Annotated in this window: 20 protein-coding genes and 2 pseudogenes; 13 read left to right on the top strand and 9 right to left on the bottom strand. The window is 33.8% G+C overall.

Annotated elements, in window-relative coordinates:
* Positions 1-190: 190 nt before the first annotated feature.
* Positions 191-1,315 carry a molecular chaperone DnaJ gene (gene dnaJ, locus WBP_RS05090; RefSeq protein WP_167896264.1) on the bottom strand — a complete coding sequence of 375 codons (1,125 nt, stop codon included), beginning with the start codon at positions 1,313-1,315 and terminating at the stop codon, positions 191-193.
* Positions 1,316-1,674: 359 nt separating this feature from the next.
* Here dnaJ and WBP_RS06095 point away from each other — a divergent pair, with 359 nt between their 5' ends.
* The 3 genes from WBP_RS06095 (at position 1,675) to WBP_RS05080 (ending at position 2,622) form a co-directional block, all read left to right on the top strand.
* Positions 1,675-1,806, top strand: coding sequence for a hypothetical protein (locus WBP_RS06095; protein ID WP_256366190.1), 132 nt, complete (start codon positions 1,675-1,677; stop codon positions 1,804-1,806).
* Between the two features lie 89 nt (positions 1,807-1,895).
* Positions 1,896-2,081: a hypothetical protein gene (locus tag WBP_RS05085; protein ID WP_041571519.1), complete on the top strand. Its 186-nt coding sequence runs from the start codon at positions 1,896-1,898 to the stop codon at positions 2,079-2,081.
* Between the two features lie 340 nt (positions 2,082-2,421).
* Positions 2,422-2,622, top strand: a complete 201-nt coding sequence (locus tag WBP_RS05080; RefSeq protein WP_167896263.1) for a hypothetical protein — start codon at positions 2,422-2,424, stop codon at positions 2,620-2,622.
* An 845-nt stretch (positions 2,623-3,467) separates the two neighbouring features.
* Here the strand turns inward: WBP_RS05080 and WBP_RS05075 are convergent.
* Positions 3,468-3,623, bottom strand: coding sequence for a hypothetical protein (locus WBP_RS05075; RefSeq protein WP_167896262.1), 156 nt, complete (start codon positions 3,621-3,623; stop codon positions 3,468-3,470).
* A gap of 1,538 nt (positions 3,624-5,161) precedes the next feature.
* Here WBP_RS05075 and WBP_RS05955 point away from each other — a divergent pair.
* The gene (locus tag WBP_RS05955; protein ID WP_246165966.1) at positions 5,162-5,317 is read left to right on the top strand and encodes a hypothetical protein; all 156 of its coding nucleotides are present in this window, start codon (positions 5,162-5,164) and stop codon (positions 5,315-5,317) included.
* 489 nt (positions 5,318-5,806) lie between these two features.
* Here the strand turns inward: WBP_RS05955 and ispG are convergent, their stop codons facing one another.
* Positions 5,807-7,096 carry a flavodoxin-dependent (E)-4-hydroxy-3-methylbut-2-enyl-diphosphate synthase gene (ispG, locus tag WBP_RS05065; protein ID WP_167896261.1) on the bottom strand — a complete coding sequence of 430 codons (1,290 nt, stop codon included), beginning with the start codon at positions 7,094-7,096 and terminating at the stop codon, positions 5,807-5,809.
* 4 nt (positions 7,097-7,100) lie between these two features.
* On the bottom strand, positions 7,101-7,715 hold the full coding sequence (locus WBP_RS05060; RefSeq protein ID WP_167896260.1) for a TRP75-related protein: 615 nt from the start codon (positions 7,713-7,715) through the stop codon (positions 7,101-7,103).
* 326 nt (positions 7,716-8,041) lie between these two features.
* On the opposite strand from WBP_RS05060, the gene WBP_RS05055 reads away from it, so the two are divergent.
* The 5 genes from WBP_RS05055 to WBP_RS05035 all read left to right on the top strand — a co-directional run bounded on the left by WBP_RS05055 (position 8,042) and on the right by WBP_RS05035 (position 9,309).
* Positions 8,042-8,191: a hypothetical protein gene (locus WBP_RS05055; protein WP_167896259.1), complete on the top strand. Its 150-nt coding sequence runs from the start codon at positions 8,042-8,044 to the stop codon at positions 8,189-8,191.
* A gap of 51 nt (positions 8,192-8,242) precedes the next feature.
* Positions 8,243-8,386 (top strand): hypothetical protein, encoded by a 144-nt coding sequence (locus WBP_RS05050; RefSeq protein ID WP_167896258.1) that lies wholly within the window; start codon positions 8,243-8,245, stop codon positions 8,384-8,386.
* Positions 8,387-8,463: 77 nt separating this feature from the next.
* Entirely contained in the window at positions 8,464-8,673 is a 210-nt protein-coding gene (locus tag WBP_RS05045; protein ID WP_167896257.1) for a hypothetical protein, read from the top strand.
* Between the two features lie 118 nt (positions 8,674-8,791).
* The gene (locus WBP_RS05040) at positions 8,792-9,028 is read left to right on the top strand and encodes a hypothetical protein (RefSeq protein WP_167896256.1); all 237 of its coding nucleotides are present in this window, start codon (positions 8,792-8,794) and stop codon (positions 9,026-9,028) included.
* Between the two features lie 101 nt (positions 9,029-9,129).
* Positions 9,130-9,309 carry a hypothetical protein gene (locus WBP_RS05035; RefSeq protein WP_167895692.1) on the top strand — a complete coding sequence of 60 codons (180 nt, stop codon included), beginning with the start codon at positions 9,130-9,132 and terminating at the stop codon, positions 9,307-9,309.
* Here the strand turns inward: WBP_RS05035 and murB are convergent.
* Together murB and hemC are read right to left on the bottom strand one after the other, a co-directional pair.
* Positions 9,306-10,193, bottom strand: coding sequence for a UDP-N-acetylmuramate dehydrogenase (gene murB, locus WBP_RS05030; protein ID WP_011256975.1), 888 nt, complete (start codon positions 10,191-10,193; stop codon positions 9,306-9,308). The genes WBP_RS05035 and murB overlap by 4 nt on opposite strands.
* Positions 10,184-11,062 (bottom strand): hydroxymethylbilane synthase, encoded by an 879-nt coding sequence (hemC, locus tag WBP_RS05025; protein ID WP_167896255.1) that lies wholly within the window; start codon positions 11,060-11,062, stop codon positions 10,184-10,186. The genes murB and hemC overlap by 10 nt, the downstream gene beginning before the upstream one ends.
* A gap of 582 nt (positions 11,063-11,644) precedes the next feature.
* Between hemC and WBP_RS06360 the strand changes: the two are divergent.
* Positions 11,645-12,138: pseudogene (locus WBP_RS06360) on the top strand (transposase); the annotation flags it as partial.
* A gap of 664 nt (positions 12,139-12,802) precedes the next feature.
* Here the strand turns inward: WBP_RS06360 and WBP_RS05015 are convergent.
* Positions 12,803-12,994, bottom strand: coding sequence for a hypothetical protein (locus WBP_RS05015; RefSeq protein WP_167896253.1), 192 nt, complete (start codon positions 12,992-12,994; stop codon positions 12,803-12,805).
* 135 nt (positions 12,995-13,129) lie between these two features.
* Between WBP_RS05015 and WBP_RS05010 the strand changes: the two are divergent.
* A pseudogene (locus tag WBP_RS05010) lies at positions 13,130-13,900 on the top strand (IS5 family transposase); the annotation flags it as partial.
* 378 nt (positions 13,901-14,278) lie between these two features.
* On the opposite strand, the gene WBP_RS05005 reads toward WBP_RS05010, so the two are convergent.
* Both WBP_RS05005 and WBP_RS05000 read right to left on the bottom strand, forming a co-directional pair.
* Positions 14,279-14,551, bottom strand: coding sequence for a hypothetical protein (locus WBP_RS05005; protein WP_167896252.1), 273 nt, complete (start codon positions 14,549-14,551; stop codon positions 14,279-14,281).
* A gap of 23 nt (positions 14,552-14,574) precedes the next feature.
* On the bottom strand, positions 14,575-14,745 hold the full coding sequence (locus WBP_RS05000; RefSeq protein WP_167896251.1) for a hypothetical protein: 171 nt from the start codon (positions 14,743-14,745) through the stop codon (positions 14,575-14,577).
* A 429-nt stretch (positions 14,746-15,174) separates the two neighbouring features.
* On the opposite strand from WBP_RS05000, the gene WBP_RS04995 reads away from it, so the two are divergent.
* Together WBP_RS04995 and WBP_RS04990 are read left to right on the top strand one after the other, a co-directional pair.
* The gene (locus WBP_RS04995; RefSeq protein ID WP_167896250.1) at positions 15,175-16,401 is read left to right on the top strand and encodes a cytochrome b; all 1,227 of its coding nucleotides are present in this window, start codon (positions 15,175-15,177) and stop codon (positions 16,399-16,401) included.
* The gene (locus WBP_RS04990; RefSeq protein ID WP_179958975.1) at positions 16,401-17,165 is read left to right on the top strand and encodes a cytochrome c1; all 765 of its coding nucleotides are present in this window, start codon (positions 16,401-16,403) and stop codon (positions 17,163-17,165) included. Before WBP_RS04995 ends, WBP_RS04990 begins: the two co-directional genes overlap by 1 nt.
* The last annotated feature ends 73 nt before the right edge of the window (positions 17,166-17,238 follow it).

Genomic DNA, 17,238 nt, shown 5'->3' with positions numbered 1-17,238 from the left:
GATTGAAGGTAACTGAATACCTCCAGTATCGTGGTAGGGGCAGGGAAGTTTATCAAGTAGTTTTTTAGTACCGTTCTCCCTCTTTTCAAATCACAATGTTCGTGCAGTTGTATACCAAGTACTGGACAATAAAGGGTAACTTAAAAAACCAGTAATAATTAGCTACTTTTAACATCATTTAGCAAATTTCTTACTTTTTTTTTACTTTACTAAAGAACCCTTCAGATTGCTGTTGTATACTTGCATTTTCCTCTTCTTCAAGTGCTTTTAATAGCTCAATTTGCTTTTTAGTTAAATTATTAGGATTTAAAGTCTCAACTATTATCTGTACATATAAATCACCACGAGCATATGAGTTCATATAAGGCATGCCCTTTTCCTTACAACGTAATTTGGTACTAGTCTGAGTACCTTCTGGAACTTTTACTTTTATTTTAGCTCCATCAATAGACTGAACATCAATTTCACCACCAAGCACTGCTAGTGTCATTCTTATAGGTACTTTACAATGTAAATCTGCTTTATTTCGGGTAAAGATTTTATGTGGAGTAATTTTAACATATACATATAAATCGCCGCTTTTTCCACCTTTTGCTCCAGCTTCTCCTTTACCACTTACCCTTACCTTAGCACCTTCTTCTATCCCCTTTGGGATTGAAACTGATATATTTACTTCATCTCTTCTACGACCACTTCCATTACATTTCTTACATTTATTCTGTATTATTTCTCCTTCTCCATAGCATGTAGTACATGTTCTTTCGATTGTAAAAAAGCCCTGTTGTGTTCTAATCCTACCACTTCCTTGGCATGTATGACACTGAACCGGTTTGGTTGCTCCTTCACTACCTCTACCTTGACACATGTCACATTTTACGTTTGTGACATAATGTATAGGTGCTTGTATTCCTTTAAACGCATCTTCTAAGGTAATTTCAAGATCATAGCGTAGGTCTGCCCCAGGTACTCCCGTTGTGCTTCTTTTTGCTTTTGACCTACTTGAGCCACCAAATTCCCCACCAAAGAAGTCATTGAATATGTCACTAAAATCTCCTGCAGAGCCAAAACCTTGGCTAAAGTCGAACCCACCGGAAGCACCTTCGTGACCATAACGATCATAGCCTGCTCTTTTCTCAGAATCAGATAGAACTTCATACGCAGCTGTTATTTCTTTAAATTTCTCCTCTGCTTCTTTATTGCCAGGATTCCTATCTGGATGATACTTTAACGCTAATTTTTTATATGCTTTTTTTATCTCATCAGTACTAGCATTTCTATCTACCCCCAGCAGCTTATAGTAGTCTTTTTTACTCATATATAACAGTTCAGTATTTAATTTTTAAAGATAGGTATTGCATATATCAATTTCAAGTGTGGCATCTGTTTCCTATCTAGACAAGAACATAGTGCACTAATAATACCGAAAGCAAATTCTTCTCACAACCTTTGTGTTAAACGAGTAAAATTACCATATTTCATACATCTCAAGTGATTGCATGAAAGGTATTACCAAGCCCAGAACTAACAGGAAAACTAAAGTAAACTTATGAAATAAAATTGGAATTTCAATCAGGTCAGTGAAAAATTTTTGCCAGCACCAATTTTACAAATTCTCTCATTTTATAGCCCAAGCTTGTAAAAGTATAGGGTATAGTACAGCATGATGTTATTAACATGGTAGCAAATAAAAATACAGGTATTAAAGAGAATTTTAATAAATATATGCACAGTGGAGTTGAAATTTCGTTTGTGGAAAGAGGTTATTGGGCAATTCACTTAACAAAGCTAACGCATTTTAGCTTGTAGCTAGTTCTTTAGCTACTCTTACGTTACTTGCATCTGTAACATTTGCTGCATTTTCTAGTGTACCTCTTCCTCTAGCCTTTACTTTAGCTATGTTGTCTGTTTTAGCAGCTACACTTTCACATAAAATAACTAGTAGTAATAAGAAAAGGAGAACTGAGAGAGATGAGGTTACTAAAGGAGGGCAAGAACTAGAAAATAATTCTAGAGAAGGAAACTGGGAAAGCCGCAAGCAAACTAATGAAGAAGTTGAAGAATCTATTAAACCAGAAAAGTAGAGAGCTAATTAGTGTAAAACAACAGTTAGATAATACTGTATAAAGAGTTAAATGATAGAGATGGTAAAATCAAAAAGCTAGAGAATAAAATAATAGAGTTAAATGACAAAATAGCTGTAATTGTGGGTACCTCAAACAAGAATACAGAAAAATTAAGTAGTCAGTTGAATTTGGCTCAAGGAAAGTCTAATGTGGAACTGAAAATGCAGTTCTTCGCAAGGAAAAAGAATTCTTAGAGTACAAATTGGAAGGTAAAATAGACTATATAGCTGAAATATTGCAATGTAAAGACAAATTGGGAAAAGTAACAATCAACGAGATTAATGAAAACTAAGAAAGATTGCATGATATAGACAAACAGTTGCAAGAGCAAGTAAATAATCTAGATAGAACAGAAAAATCTACAGCGGAATTGGAGAGAAAAATACAAGAACATAAAGAAGAATTTATGAAAAAAGAAAAAAAAGCAAACGACTGGAAGAGACAAACACCGTGCTTACAAAAAAGAACAAAACTATTTTTGATAGGCAAAAAAGAATAACCACTCTGATATGTCAGATTGTAAGTTTTATTGAATAAAAAAGAAAAATTTAAAAAATCTTTATAACAATGTATAAAAAGTAAAACTTTCATAAGTGTACTAACAATTAAAAAGGTTGTAAAGAACTTTAAAACTTCACTTTAGAAGTCAAAAATGCAGCAGAAGAGCTTGGCATACTCATAGAAAGTAAAGAAAGTACTTCATGAGGAATAGAGTAACATGGATAATCCGTAGAGGTTATTAAGTAGCTTAGGCTTGACTAGTTGTAATAATCTACGTGAATTTACCTATTACAGTATAAGAATTGTGGTAGTACATTTGCAGACATGGCTTCTTGTACTCTACGTTATGCTTTGCTCTGAAGCGTTTGCTTACCTGGTATGACTCTAACTTATTTTAAAGCCGAGCTTACCTCCTCAACTTAACTATTCCAACACATTCAAAATCAGAGTCCACTTTTACTTCAAGTTGCTTGTGAATATGCTTATTTACATTATTAGCAAACCTGCCTCTAATTAGGACATCCTCCCTGATGTCACAGAAAGAAATATAGTATTATTTGAATTAAGGTGGAATTTTACATCATTTTTGCAATCTTTCAGATATATATCCCTCCGAAAATCTGGTATTTTACTCTGTATAGCTCTTTTAGGATTTATTCGACAGAATTCTCAAAAAAATATGTCTATTTCTTTAGGTACACTTGATGGAATTATGATATCGTCATTAATTCTGTTTTCTTTTAGAGAAAAAAGTTCAATGTATGTCCTTTTTTTACTGTGTTTTTCAAAGTATTTAGGGAGATACATATTAAGATACTCAGAATGTAGTTCTATACGATTTTTTTACTTATATTCTGGATTAAATATATATTTATTGCCATTTTGCTTAAGTTTACGTGTTTTAAATTTACCGAGTTCAGTATTGAAATTTCCTGGTTCAATCTCAAAAGCAAGTGCAAGAGTTTGCTTTGAATGATCAAATTCAGTTTTGTCTTGCAAGCTACCTTGTAAGCTGTAGTACTTATTCTCCCCATAATCTTTTCTTTTACCAGTTTCTTGTTTATCTAAACTTTCAACAGTATCAAAAAATTCTTCTTGTTTTTCTAAAGCATCATGTCATATATTCTGCTTATCTCTAAATCAATCTTGTTACCTTTTATTTCTATTTTATTTTCTACGCTTGTTTCTTTTGTATGCTGTCACAACCATTGTCAGCGTTTTGCTTTTTGATAGAGGTGCTTAACGGTGTATGTTTGTTACTTGAAAAAAAATTTTTTACGCTTAATATTAAGCTAACCCATGCAAGTCTAATTTTGCTTAGTAGATCTCTGAAACCTTTTACTCCAACCATATTTTATCCCCTTATAACTCTTTATCGATCATACCAAAAGATGTTGAATATATCAATAAAGTACATTAAAATTATTATATTTACTTAATTGTGCTAGCTTAAAGTAAGTAAGGTTTATTAGATTTCAGCATTATACCTACAACTGCACAAATATTGCAGTTTGAGAGACGGTAGGCGTCATTCCAGTAGCTCATAGAAATGCAAAAATTACTTGACAAATTCTAACAGCCTCGTTACCTTGACAATAAGGGTATTTCTGACTCGCAGCTTGTTTTTAACCTATGCAGGTTCAATGACAAAATTTAGTAGAAAAGTTTAGGTATTTGTTGGCAAGTTACATCAAATTATCGCGGCTGCATGTCTTTTAAAATTTTTCTACATTCAGCCAAATTGCGCTTAAACTAAGCGTCGGCAAATTATTACAGCGCCAGTTAAAATTATTATAGGGTTAAAACTTGCACTGCGGCAGTTCTTTTGCCTTTTTTTCTTTGATAAATTTATTAAATATTTATAACTTAGATTTAGTTGCAATTATGAAGTCAAGTAGTATCTGTTCAGCTAATGGCGTCAACTTAAGGAAAAATATTAGTGATTGTATATAAGATTTTTCTCTAAAACCCATTGTGCCTTTAGAGAAGTTTACTAAGGGAAGCTCTTAAGTTGGCGCCATTGGCTGAACGATACGTTTCATGTGATTTAAAGGTAGTAAGTAGAAGTAGTGATGTTTTTCGTGGTGGAAGTATATACATGCTTATTGTTAAATCCAAGAAAGTTAGTTTTTGTGCTATAATGGTCCTTTGTTGAAAATAGCGTTGATGAATATCACTACTAGCTTATTAGAGGGTATTAATAATTTAATAGATAGAGCAAAGAATCATCTTGCTAGATATTTTAATTCTACCATAGTATTGTTAAATTTGAAAAATTAGCTTCAGAATTGATCAAGATGTCTTAAAGCACAAATGTGCGTGCAGACTATGGTAAACGAATCCATCTTCCAACTTGCAAAAGAACTTCAGATTGAATATGGACGTGGATTTGATAGAGCTTCCATTATTTAGGATAGTGCAATTTTCCAAATTTTTTCCCGATCAAGAAATTGTCGTGACACTGTTGCAACAATTGAGTTGGTCACATTTTGTAGAAATTACTGCAATCTTTGGTAACTTGAAGCGCAAGATACTATTTGGGGATATATTGTACTGAAGGATGGAATGTTAGAGTACTACGTAGTGAAGTCAATACTATATTGTATGAACGTACAGCACTAGCAAGAAAAACTGCGGAATTCAATAAAGCAAAGTATCGAAAAGTTACGGGAAAAAAATACGTTAACACCTAAATTTATTTTTTACGATCCATACTTCCTTAACTTTGTGGAATTGTCATCAAGTCATAGTGAGGCCTCTAGGGATTATTCTATATGCGCTGGTAAGGATCAAGAAGACATAGAATATCTGGAGCTTGAAGAATCTAATATTCATGTTGCGTGATATTTAACACAGCTACCTCCTAAGGAAATTCTTGAGGAGAAGTTGAGAAAAGCTATCTCTATAGCTCGTGAAAAATATGAACGGCTCCGAAAAAGTCAAGAAAATGATTAGTAACACAAAAGGCAAGTCAGCGGAGCGGTAGAGAGCAGTTGAATAGCAAAATTGTTAGAATGAGATGGCTAAATACGGTATAATGTGGTTAACATTTTACACAGTTTGAGGAGGAAATGGGGATCGTTCTTAAATCCAATGTTCATACAGATATGTGCTTGATACTGAGATAACACTGCCTGCTATGGAAATTGCTCTTAAAACACAATTTTTGTGTATCATCAATTTTATGTGTAATGTTCCTTCACATAATCATCAATAATTGCCTTAAATTCTTCAAAGATATTATCACCCTGTAGAGTTTTAAAGTACTTGCCGTCTTTATAAACTGCTGAAATGGGCTTTTCTCCATATCCAGGTAAGCTAATTCCTAAATTAGCGTGTTTACTTTCTCCGGGGCCATTTACGATGCAACCCATGACAGCAATATTCATATGCTCTACACCTGGATTTTTTTTCTTCCATGTTGGCATACGAATTTTTATATAATCATTTACTTCTTCGGTCAATATACGAAAACGATCGCTATTCGTGCGTCCACAACCAGGACACGAGTTAACTTGAGGATTAAAGTGGCGTAAGCCTATGGACTGCAATATTTCTTGGCATACTGCTACCTCATTAACTCGTGGTTCACCAGGGCGTTGAGTTAAAGAAGCCCGTATCGTATCTCCAATGCCATTTTGTAATAAGTAAGTAAGCCCTGCTGTGGTACTTATCATGCCTTTGTTACCCGTACCAGCTTCAGTTAAACCCAAATGCAAGGCGTAATTGGAAGATTTTGCAAGCGCCGTGTAAACTGAAATTAAATCTTGCACTCTACTAACTTTACACGAGATAACTATTTTATCTAAACTAAGGCCAATTTCCTCAGCTTTTTGTGCACTATTAAGAGCTGACATTACAAGTGCCTTGCGCAGTATAACATCAGAAGATTTTGGATTATTGGATAAAGAGTTCTCATCCATCAGTTTTTGTGAAAGGTATTTATCGAGACTGCCCCAATTTACTCCAATCCTAACCGGGATATCATGCGTTATTGCATACTCTATAACTCTTTCAAACTTTTCATCATGTTTGTCGCCAAAGCCTATATTGCCTGGATTGATTCTAATCTTACCTAGCATTTTGATATTGTCTGGGTAATTTCGGACTAATTTATCTAGCTCATACTGTCCACAGCCTACCAATATCTTACCGTCAAAACCTTCTTTATTTATTTCTTCTACTATATAAGGTACTGCTCTTGCTACTTCCTCTGAGTTCAAAGCAATCCGCACCAACTCTGAACCTGAATGCGCTAGTTCTACTATTTCTTTTGCATATCGCTTAGCACTGCTTTTTACATTATCAGAATCTATGTGTACACCAAGTGCCATAGATTGTACAACTATAGGATTATTTCCACCTATCTTTACTTGTCCGACCTTTACAACATAAGTCTTATGTCGAGAAGCAGGTAATAATTCACATACTTCGTCACTCAAGTCATGGTCTACCAGATCTTTATTTAACATGTTATTAATTTACTGCATCAGCTGCACTTCCAAATGAATCCGAGCCGTTCGAACTGACGTTATTTAAGTCGATAATGGAATCATGTGAACAGGTTCTTTTTGATCGAGTGTCTTTTATAGTAACATTTATAGGAGAAACTTTTTTCTCCCGTGTTAAAGTAGCTTTTTTTCCTTCTTGTCGTTCACTTTCATGTTGCTCATCTTCACGTTGAGAAATTGGTCCTTGATCTATAAATACAGCACCCTTTAAACGCGCAATATTGATGCCATGTTGATTTACCATAGCATCCTCTTCATCATTGATTACACAAGCTTCTGTATCACTTAGCTCACTATCAAGATTAGCAATTTTTTTTTCTTTTAGTTTTTTAGCCAGTTTTTCTTTGTTTATGTTAATATTAGTTTGATCTTGCAACTTTTTTTTCTTTAGGAGTTCCCTACGCTTTTCATACAGTTTATATGACTCAGCGAAATCCTCATCTTCATAAAAGTTTGTACCGCCAGGATTACCAGGAGGTATGTATCTTTTACTAAGCTTCACTTTAAGTTTAGCTTCAGCATCTTGCATGATGAAAAAGCTGGAACCCAAAAACACTAGTGTAAAAAAAAACCTAAGCATATGGTGCTATAGTAAACATTGCATTTTAAAAAATAGCAATTAACGTACTTTAAGTAAACTAGAATCTTTACTAACTTTATAATAAAAGGTGACTCGTATTTGATTAATGCAAGCAAGATTCACATTTTTTAATATTTATATATATCATTTTAATTTTAATATTGCTTTTATTCTTCTTAATATATTAAGAAAAAGGTTGACTTTTTAGCTAGAGTGATATAAAATGAAATAATAGTTAGTGTAAGGTAAGAATGTTAATATTCGAAAGATTTTAGAGATATCTACTAGGAAAACTTAAACCAGTATCAGAAGAACGGAAAAAATATTTGCTAGAAAAATTTAAATATGCTGCTGAAGAATTTGGCAAAGATGGCACAAGGTTTGATCACTCAGTGGTACCAAAAGAACAACAACTTTATATTGATCTAGGTAACAAAAAAATTTTGGTGTTGCAAATAAGATTTTACATTGGGTAGAACGCACGTTTAAACATCTTTTTCCTCGTTATGCCTATCTTTCTTTTAGAAATGGAAACTGAAGAAAAAGAAATTTTTGGAAGTAGTTTAAGAGTCAAATGTTTCACTTCAGAAGAGCAGGCAGAGCATACTAAAATTGCTCATAAAGGAAGATTATATGTAGACTTAATGCCAGAAATGAAAGTAATAAGTTAAAAGGCTTTAAGGGCAAGTTATATGATACGACTGGTGAAATTAGTAAAGAAGAAGAAGAAAAAGATTGTGTAGCTTATGTGATAACACTTGATAGGAGGTTAGTAGCTCATAAGCATATTAATGTTAATAAAGGTGAATTGGCTCGTCGTCATTCAACTCTTGCAGGTGGTAAACCAGTTTTGTGTCCTGTTTTGAAGGTAGAAAAAGGTAAAATAACTTATATAGGCAACAATAGCGAACATTATAAACCGGCATTAGCAAATTTGTACAATGCAGTGAAAAATTAGAAGGTTTATTTTCAGAAAATGCAGAAATTGTCTACCGGCCATATTAAACTAACTTCATACTAATCAAGGGCCAATGGGGAAATTCCTAGACAAGATAGAGAAAAAAGGAGAAGATTGATTGACTAAATATGAAAGGTATTTTGTTGAAATAAGAAAACATGATGAACGATACAGACCAAAATTGTTTCTTGTAAGTTATAAGTTACCAATGCCTATTTCAAACAGTGATCTTCGAGAAGTAAAAACAATAACAGTAGAACGCTCAATAAGAAAGATTATTGGAGCAAATTATGGTTATAAACCGAAGATCAATATTAAATACAATGAAAAAGAAGCCGTGGGGGTGTTGATATAGTTTTTCGCTATAAAGATGATTATAATGAATTTGTTAAGCTTCTAGATCTCAAAAAACATAGCTATATTTGCAGATCGCGTCAAGATGAAAAAGGAAGTGATGTGCTTCTTAAACATATGCATGATAAAAAAGATAGGGCTACTATAAAAATATTAATGCCCAATAAATGTGCAGTTTTTGTGAGCAAAGACCGGGCTAACAAATTTATAAAGAACACTTTAAAAATTGAAGTAGATAGTGTTGAACAGCTAGTAAATACAGCAGCTATAAAAACTGCCTAATGGCTGCCCAAGACCCTTATTTCCCACTCAAGTTCAATGTTAAACTTGTCCTTCACTGTGTTTCTTACCTTGTTGCCAAGGTTTTCCAAGTCAGACGCAGTTGCATTATTGTAATTAAGTAAAAAATTACAGTGTTTCTTAGAAATTTTAGCTCCACCGTTATTTAATCCTCGACAGCCAGATCCATCAATCAGTTTCCACGCCTGGTAGGCTCTTGGATTTTTGAATATACACCCAGCAGTTTTTCCTCTCACTGGCTGGCTTTTGTTTTTTTTATTGATAATTTCTTTTAACCTATGCAATATAACCTCATGTCCTGAACTTACCCCTTTAAACTCAGCTTCAATAAAAATCCATTGCCCTTTCAAGCTATGTCCACGATAAACATAACCCATTTCTTTGCTGGAAAATTCATATAGATTCCCATCACTTAGATTCACCGCCTTTATGGATTGAACAACGCTTGCAACGTCACTACCATATGCACCTGCATTCATTTCTATTCCGCCACCAATCGTTCCTGGAATTCCAACTAGAAACTCGAGTCCACTAACTTGTTGCTCTCCTGCGAAGTAAGCGAGATTGCTAAGTAGCGCAGCCCCACCTGCAATGATAGAGTTGTTACTTTTATATTTAATATATGCGAACTCCTTACCTAATTTTACTGTTATTCCTCGAATTCCACTATCACGCACTATCATGTTGGATGTTGCACCGATAACGCTAATTGGCAATTTAGTATTTTTGATTAAATATATTAAATCTTCAATATCACGTGGTTTAAACAATATATCAGCTTGTCCACCAACATTCAACCATGTTATTTTAGACATTAAAACACTATAACGATAGATTCCGCGTACCTTAGGCAAGCTTATAGGCATTTTGATTTCAATTCTAATCCTGCATCCATACCCATTTTTTCTGCATCTTCTATAAACGAAGTGCGCTCAGTAAAATATATATTTTTCTTGTCTGCTAACATACAATAAAGATGTAGCACGTTTTCACTCACATATTTTGCCAGAGCCGCAAGTGGTGTAAAGCATGAACCATTTACTGTCTTCATAAAGCTGCGTTCTGATTTCACCCTTATAAAAGACTTATTATTATTAATTTTCTCTAAAAGATCGATAATTTTTATATCATTTTTTCTACATTGAATGCAAATTGCTCCCTGTCCCACTGCACTTAACATAGTTTTCGGTGACAGTACCTCTGTGATCAAGTAATCTTTTTTTAATCTTATTAATCCTGCTTCAGCTAGAATTATTCCATCAAAGCTTTGATTCTGCAGTCTAGTTGTCACATTTCCACGCAGTGGTACTATATTTAAATCTGGTCTAAAATTTAGCAACTGGACTTTTCTTCTTATTGAGGAAGTTGCAATTATGGCCTGCTGTGGCAAAGCCTTAAGGCTCTTATACTTATTAGAAATAAATGTATCGTATGGACTTAACCTCTCTAGAATACAAGGAATTGTTAAGTCTTTTGAAAAAAATGCAGGAACATCCTTTAGCGAATGAACTGCCATATCTATATTACTCTTAATCAATTCAGTCTCAATTTCTTTAATAAACAATCCCTTACCTCCTATTTCAGCGAGGTTCGCATTTGCATATTTGTCACCGGAAGTTTTTATTTTAATGATCTCAACAGATAAACTAGAAAAAAGGTCCAACAGCTTTTGTTTTGCTTCCAAAGCTTGAGCAATTGCAAGACTGCTTCCTCTGGTACCTATTCTGATTAACATATACTAAGTAGTTTTGAGAAATTTGATTAACAAATTATTTCAGTTTTATGGCCTCATGTCTATCTTTTGTTTTCTATAAGAACTGAACTATGCTTTGTATCGAAAGATGGGTAAACATAAGCAAAGAAGAATTCTTGCAGCACATTAACAAAATTTTAAAAATGTTACATTGTCTGCATTTTGTCAGCATAATATAAAAGTAATATAATATAAATACTATGCAATAAAGTTTATACCAAATTGTACGGTACCTTCAAGATTGCTAGCTGCCTTATAAGGATTAAAGCAGTAAAAGAAGAAGTGTTGCATTTGCCGCTCTTAAATAGATATTTTTGTCTTTTCATGAAACTGTATAGCTCTATACCACACACTATTCTACTATAACTGAAGGAAATCAATTTGAGCCTGAGCAGGTTGAAGAAACTTTAAAAAATAAAGGTCACTTTCTGAAATATAGAAGAGATGAAAATGAGGTTTTCGTATATTACGCTAAGACCAATTCATAATGGATAAGATAAAGGTAGGTAGGAATAGTTAAAAATTTTAATGAGACTATTGGCAAATATCATGAATAAGAGCTAATTTTTCTTTGATGGAGATCGCGGGGCACACATTCGAAGGTTGTCACTGGTAGTTTGAAAAAGGGCGTTAGAATACAGGTTAAAGTAAAGTTAGGTAGACAAAATTTTTATCTCTACAGTACAGTTAATCCTAGGAGTGAAGAAAGTTCTAGCTTATTTACACTGAATATCAACACTGGTTGTATGAATATATTTCTTGAACAAATATTGCAATATTTAAGAACACAAGAAGCCTTTCTTGTCATAGATTGTGCTAATTGGCATAATTCAAAAAGTTTAAAGATACCTAAAAATGTCAAGATTATATACCTATCATCGTACTTACCTGAGCTTAATCCTATTGGGAAACTTTGGTTGTATATAAAACAGAACATTTTGCATAATAAAGTATATAATACAATTACTTTGCTTGAGAGCGCTTTATGCAAATTTATTACCTACCCTTCTCTCTCCGCAATAAAGCAACTCTGCAATGTCACTTATTTGACCTACTAACAGTGAAAATTGGTATAAAGGCTCAGAGAACGAGTTTTAAAAGTGGTTGACAAGAAAAAAATGACTATGAATTCAGTAAGCGGGATATTCAAAATTGATGAAAAGACTATATATTAGTGGAGGAAAAGAAGAGAAGAAACAAGAAGTATAAAATCATCTTCAGGCTACCAAAAGGGATATGACCATAAGATTAAAGACATAGACAAATTTGTCAAGTTCCTGAGTAAAAATCGGGAAATTGCAATTGAAAAGATAATTGGAAAATTTGGTAATATATGCAAAAGTATGGTGTATAACTTACCTTAAAAAAAGTAAACTAAGAAAAACTTTTCTCTATCAGGAAAGGGATGAAGAAAAACGAAAGGAATTCATAAAAAAATAGTAGAAATAAACGAAGAAAATTTAGTATTCATTGATGAATCAGGTATAGAGGATAATGAGTTTTATATATATGGGTGGGCTGCAATAGGGGAAAGATTGTTTGCGGAAAAAACAGGGTACAAAAAAAAGGGTGTGCATAATTGGAGCACTCGGTGAAGGAAAAGTTGAAGCACCAGGATAATTGAAGGGTATTATAACAGCGAATTTTTTGAAGCTTATGTTAAAATGTGCTTATTCCGATATTAAAACCTGGGCAAACTATTATTCTCGATAATGTGAGCTTTCATAAGTCTGATAAGGACGAGAAAATTAATAGAAACCGTTGGATATAAAATTTTGTTTTGCTGCCATGCTCACCTGACTTAAATCCAGTTGAGAAGTTTTGGTTTGCTATCAAGCATGCTGTAAGAAAAACTCTACCAAACCAAACTTTTGGCTTGATATCAATTCGATCATCGATTTTGTCTTTCAGCATTGGGGAAACTTTATCTTAGTTAGCTATAAGAGATTATCCGGAGACTAAAATAAGGGTATAGTGTTAAGAGTATAAAATGAGGTAAGAGATAAGGAGAAACATCCAACAGACTTAAGTGAAGGGGAGTGGGCTAGAATAGAAAAATACTTTAGGGTATCATACAAGAAAGGAGAAAGATCGCCAAAGTATAGTAAGAAAGGAATATTATAAGCAATTTTCTATGTACTACGTACAGGGTGCCAATAGCGTTATCTGCCGAATGACTTTCCATTCTGGAAAACTGTATATGAGCAATTCATGCAATGGAAAAAGCAGGGTACCTTTGAAAAAATGAGTTATGAAATTACCAAATGTAGCGAAAAATAGGAAGAAATGAGCAGCCGAGCGCTTCCATAGTAGACAGCCAGTCTGTTGAAACTACAGAAAAAGAGGGAGTAAAGGTTATGATGGGGGTAAAAAAGTAAAAGGTAGAAAAAGGCATATGATTATAGATACTCAGGGTTTCATACTGAGTTGTTGTGTGGGAGCTGCCAGTGAGAATGACAGGGATGGAGTAAAGGTAGTGTTAAACAAGACAGAGAGAAGTATACTGGAGTTAAGGAAATGTAGGCTGATATGGGATATCAAAGCAAAAATTTAAAGATGTATATAAAGGAAAAATATGGAATGGACATTGAAATTGTGAAAAGGCCTCCATGTGGGTTTTGGATATATAAAGACATACCACCTGCATTGCTACCAGCAAGAGAACAGGGATTTAAAATACAGCCAAGAAGGTGGTTTGTAGAGGGGACCTTTGCCTAAGTCTCTAGGAATAGAAGGCTATCAAAGGAGTACGATTTGCTTACAACATCTACTGAAAATTTCATATATCTTACTATGAATAAGATTATATTTGAAGAGGAAATGTGTCCAATTTTACTAGTTTCTGAACGACCTATGAATTGTATCTGTGCAGTTTTTGACAAGTTCAAAAATACGTGCTGTGAAAGCCATAAGCTCTGATTAGGAAAAATGGTAGCATGGTTGATGTAGATAGTATTAATTGATAATTTGTGGATTTTTCTAAAGAAGTTATCTCTTTTTGCTTTCTTGATGCTTATGTATTTCTAAGTATAACCTTGGGTTCAAAGGAAACTATTAGCTGTTCCACATTTTCAACTTTTTCGAGTTTTGTGTTGGGCTTTAAAAGGTTGTACAACGTAAAACCTGTACAAGCTGATCCAATAATTTCCACGATCGCTTCTATTATAGGCATTTCTAGCACATGAAATGTAACACTACTTACCAATGAAACTGCACCAACAACACCAGCCACAATTGATTAATATGCTCTTTTTGATGATTTTTCTTTTGCAGAATTTCCTTTGTAGATTCACTACATGGTTCAGCGAAAGAGGTGTCATTATAGGTATTTGGCTCTTGCACGGAGATATCTACTGAAGCATTATATGCCTCTTCTCTACTTTCACATATGGATTGAGGAATTTTAAAATCTTTAATATTTATATTGATATTTTTATATAATTGAGTATCAGTTTCTGCATCTGTTGTCATATTTGCAGTCTTTTCATGTTCCTCTACATTAAAACTATCTTTAACTTTCTCAAGTTTTCTGGTATATTAGAAGTCTTTAATTCCTCTGTGTCAGCTGCAGTAGTGGTTATCAGGATGCCCTTCCAATCTTTGAATCTTTTAACAATAGCTTTTCTTATTTTTTTTACATTTTCGTGATGTTTTTTCCTTTCCATTAAGTTTGTTAATTGAGTCGAAATAGCGAGCCAGTTCACCTCATAAGTTTAGTGCTTTCTCAATCAAAGATATTTTACTATTTAAAATATCTTCCTTATAAAAATTTAGCCTATCTTTTACATTGAAACAATGTTAACAAGATTTGCCTTTTTTAGAATACAATAAACCCCTAGGGAATACCTTATTGAATTCTATAATATTATTTTTTGTATTATTGTAATATTTATCATTATAATGGGGCTAGCGGAGTTTGTTAAATAGTTTTTGCATTTCTATAAGTTACTTTGGTGGACTGGTAGCTGTGCAACTAGTTCTCTATGTTACAACTTTTGATGCTAAAAGATCTGATTTCTTGATTTAAAGTTTTTATTGTTTATAGAGAATAAACTGCTACAATAAACGAGTAAAAGGTAAAGAAAGCTTTGATTATGCAAGATGATAAAAAAACAACGATAGAAGAAGAAAAGGGCATATTAGGCTGGATAGAGTATAGATTACCTATATTTTCTTTTCTAAAACATACTGCTTCTTACCAAGTGCCAAAAAACTTAAATTATGCTTGGAACTTCGGTTCTTTGGCTGGTGTAGCGCTAATTTTACAAATAATAACGGGTATATTTCTTGCTATGCACTACACTCCACATGTTGATCATGCATTTAACAGCGTGGAGCGCATAATGCGTGACGTAAATTATGGATGGCTGATACGCTACACTCATGCTGTTGGAGCGTCGCTCTTCTTTATGGTAGTCTATGTTCATATGATGCGCGGGTTATATTATGGGTCTTATAAAAGGCCACGAGAAATGGTATGGTTTATAGGTATATTTATATTTTTTGCAATGATGGCAACAGCATTTATGGGATATGTTCTTCCCTGGGGACAAATGAGTTTTTGGGGTGCAACAGTTATAACCAACTTATTTTCAGCAGTACCCTTAGTTGGCAATAAAATAGTTATGTGGTTATGGGGTGGTTTTTCCGTTGATAACCCAACACTTAATCGTTTTTTTGCTCTGCATTATCTTTTACCCTTTGTTATTATTGCTTTAGCTATGCTGCATATTATTGCTCTACATAGATTTGGTTCTGGTAACCCAAGTGGAGTAGAAGTGAAATCAGGTAAGGATACCATTCCACTCTACCCTTATTATATAGTAAAGGATTGCATAACTTTTGGTCTGTTTTTTATAGTTTTATTTGCGTTTGTTTTCTATGCTCCCAATTATCTTGGTCATCCCTCTAATTATATAGAGGCTGATTCTATGGTCACTCCTGTTCATATAGTACCAGAATGGTACTTTTTACCTTTTTATGCAATGCTGCGCTCAATTCCAGATAAACTTACCGGTGTGCTTACTATGTTTGGGTCTATTTTAGTGTGGTTTCTATTGCCTTGGCTTGATAAAGCAAAAGTTAAAAGTGGTGCTTATCGCCCATTATTCAAAAAGTTTTTTTTGGTTTTTGCAGTAAATTTTGCATTTCTTGCTTGGCTTGGGGGACAGGAAGTCAAAGAACCTTACATCACTCTAAGTAGGCTTTCTACTCTTTATTACTTTGCATACTTTATGGTAGTTTTACCACTGCTTAGTAAGTATGAGAAGCCAGAGGAATTACCAAAAACCATAAGTGATTCTGTACCTGAGATGAAATAATGCTGGTTAAGAATATATTAGCTGTGTTTTGTGCATTACTTCTTACTAACTCTGTGTGTGCAGAAGAATTTGTACCTTCGCCAAATAAAAAAATGGACTGGAGCTTTGATGGAGCTACTGGATTCTTTGATAGGGAGTCAATCCAGCGTGGTTATAAAGTATATAAGGAAGTCTGTGCTGCTTGTCATTCAATGAATAGAATAGCGTTTCGTGATTTGCAAGGTGTTGGTTTTTCTGAAGATGATGTAAAGCAGATTGCAGCTTCTTACCAAGTTAAAGATGGTCCAAATGATCTGGGTGAAATGTTCGATAGACCTGGAATACCTTCAGATTATTTTATTGCACCTTTTGATACGAAAGAAGTAGCTGCAGCAAGTAATAATGGTGCAATTCCACCGGACTTATCACTCATTATTAAAGCGAGACACGATAGTGCAAATTATGTCTATTCGCTTTTAACGGGCTATCGAAACGATGAGCAAGATGAGAATGGTTTATATTTTAATCCATATTTCCCAACAGGTAAATTAGCTATGGCACCACCGCTATCTGAAGGAATGATAGAATATGATGGTGCAAGACAAGCTACAGTTGAAAATATGGCGTACGATGTAGTAAATTTTTTACAGTGGGCAGCAGAGCCAGAGCTAGAGCGCCGACATAAGCTTGGATTTAAAATAGTGGCGTATTTTATAATCTTAACGGTGTTTGTTGTACTAACCAACAAAAGGATTTGGAGCAAGCTCTATAAAAAGAGAAAATAGAGTTTTTTTGTATCCATTGACACTCACTTTCATACCTTATTTACTCTAGTAAGATAATAAATATATGATAATA

It is taken from the genome of Wolbachia endosymbiont of Brugia pahangi (assembly GCF_012030695.1).
Lineage (GTDB): Bacteria > Pseudomonadota > Alphaproteobacteria > Rickettsiales > Anaplasmataceae > Wolbachia.
Note: the sequence above shows the minus strand (reverse complement) of the source record. Positions and strands in the feature narration are given on the sequence as shown.

Coding starts and splice junctions, on each gene's coding strand:
- WBP_RS05000 (WP_167896251.1), bottom strand. CDS start 14,745: ATGGAAAGGAAAAAACATCACGAAAATGTAAAAAAAATAAGAAAAGCT.
- WBP_RS05085 (WP_041571519.1), top strand. CDS start 1,896: ATGTTGTCTGTTTTAGCAGCTACACTTTCACATAAAATAACTAGTAGT.
- murB (WP_011256975.1), bottom strand. CDS start 10,193: ATGCCTATAAGCTTGCCTAAGGTACGCGGAATCTATCGTTATAGTGTT.
- ispG (WP_167896261.1), bottom strand. CDS start 7,096: ATGTTAAATAAAGATCTGGTAGACCATGACTTGAGTGACGAAGTATGT.
- hemC (WP_167896255.1), bottom strand. CDS start 11,062: ATGTTAATCAGAATAGGTACCAGAGGAAGCAGTCTTGCAATTGCTCAA.
- WBP_RS04990 (WP_179958975.1), top strand. CDS start 16,401: ATGCTGGTTAAGAATATATTAGCTGTGTTTTGTGCATTACTTCTTACT.
- WBP_RS05050 (WP_167896258.1), top strand. CDS start 8,243: ATGGAAACTGAAGAAAAAGAAATTTTTGGAAGTAGTTTAAGAGTCAAA.
- WBP_RS05060 (WP_167896260.1), bottom strand. CDS start 7,715: ATGCTTAGGTTTTTTTTTACACTAGTGTTTTTGGGTTCCAGCTTTTTC.
- dnaJ (WP_167896264.1), bottom strand. CDS start 1,315: ATGAGTAAAAAAGACTACTATAAGCTGCTGGGGGTAGATAGAAATGCT.
- WBP_RS06095 (WP_256366190.1), top strand. CDS start 1,675: ATGGTAGCAAATAAAAATACAGGTATTAAAGAGAATTTTAATAAATAT.
- WBP_RS05015 (WP_167896253.1), bottom strand. CDS start 12,994: ATGCTGAAAGACAAAATCGATGATCGAATTGATATCAAGCCAAAAGTT.
- WBP_RS04995 (WP_167896250.1), top strand. CDS start 15,175: ATGCAAGATGATAAAAAAACAACGATAGAAGAAGAAAAGGGCATATTA.
- WBP_RS05005 (WP_167896252.1), bottom strand. CDS start 14,551: ATGACAACAGATGCAGAAACTGATACTCAATTATATAAAAATATCAAT.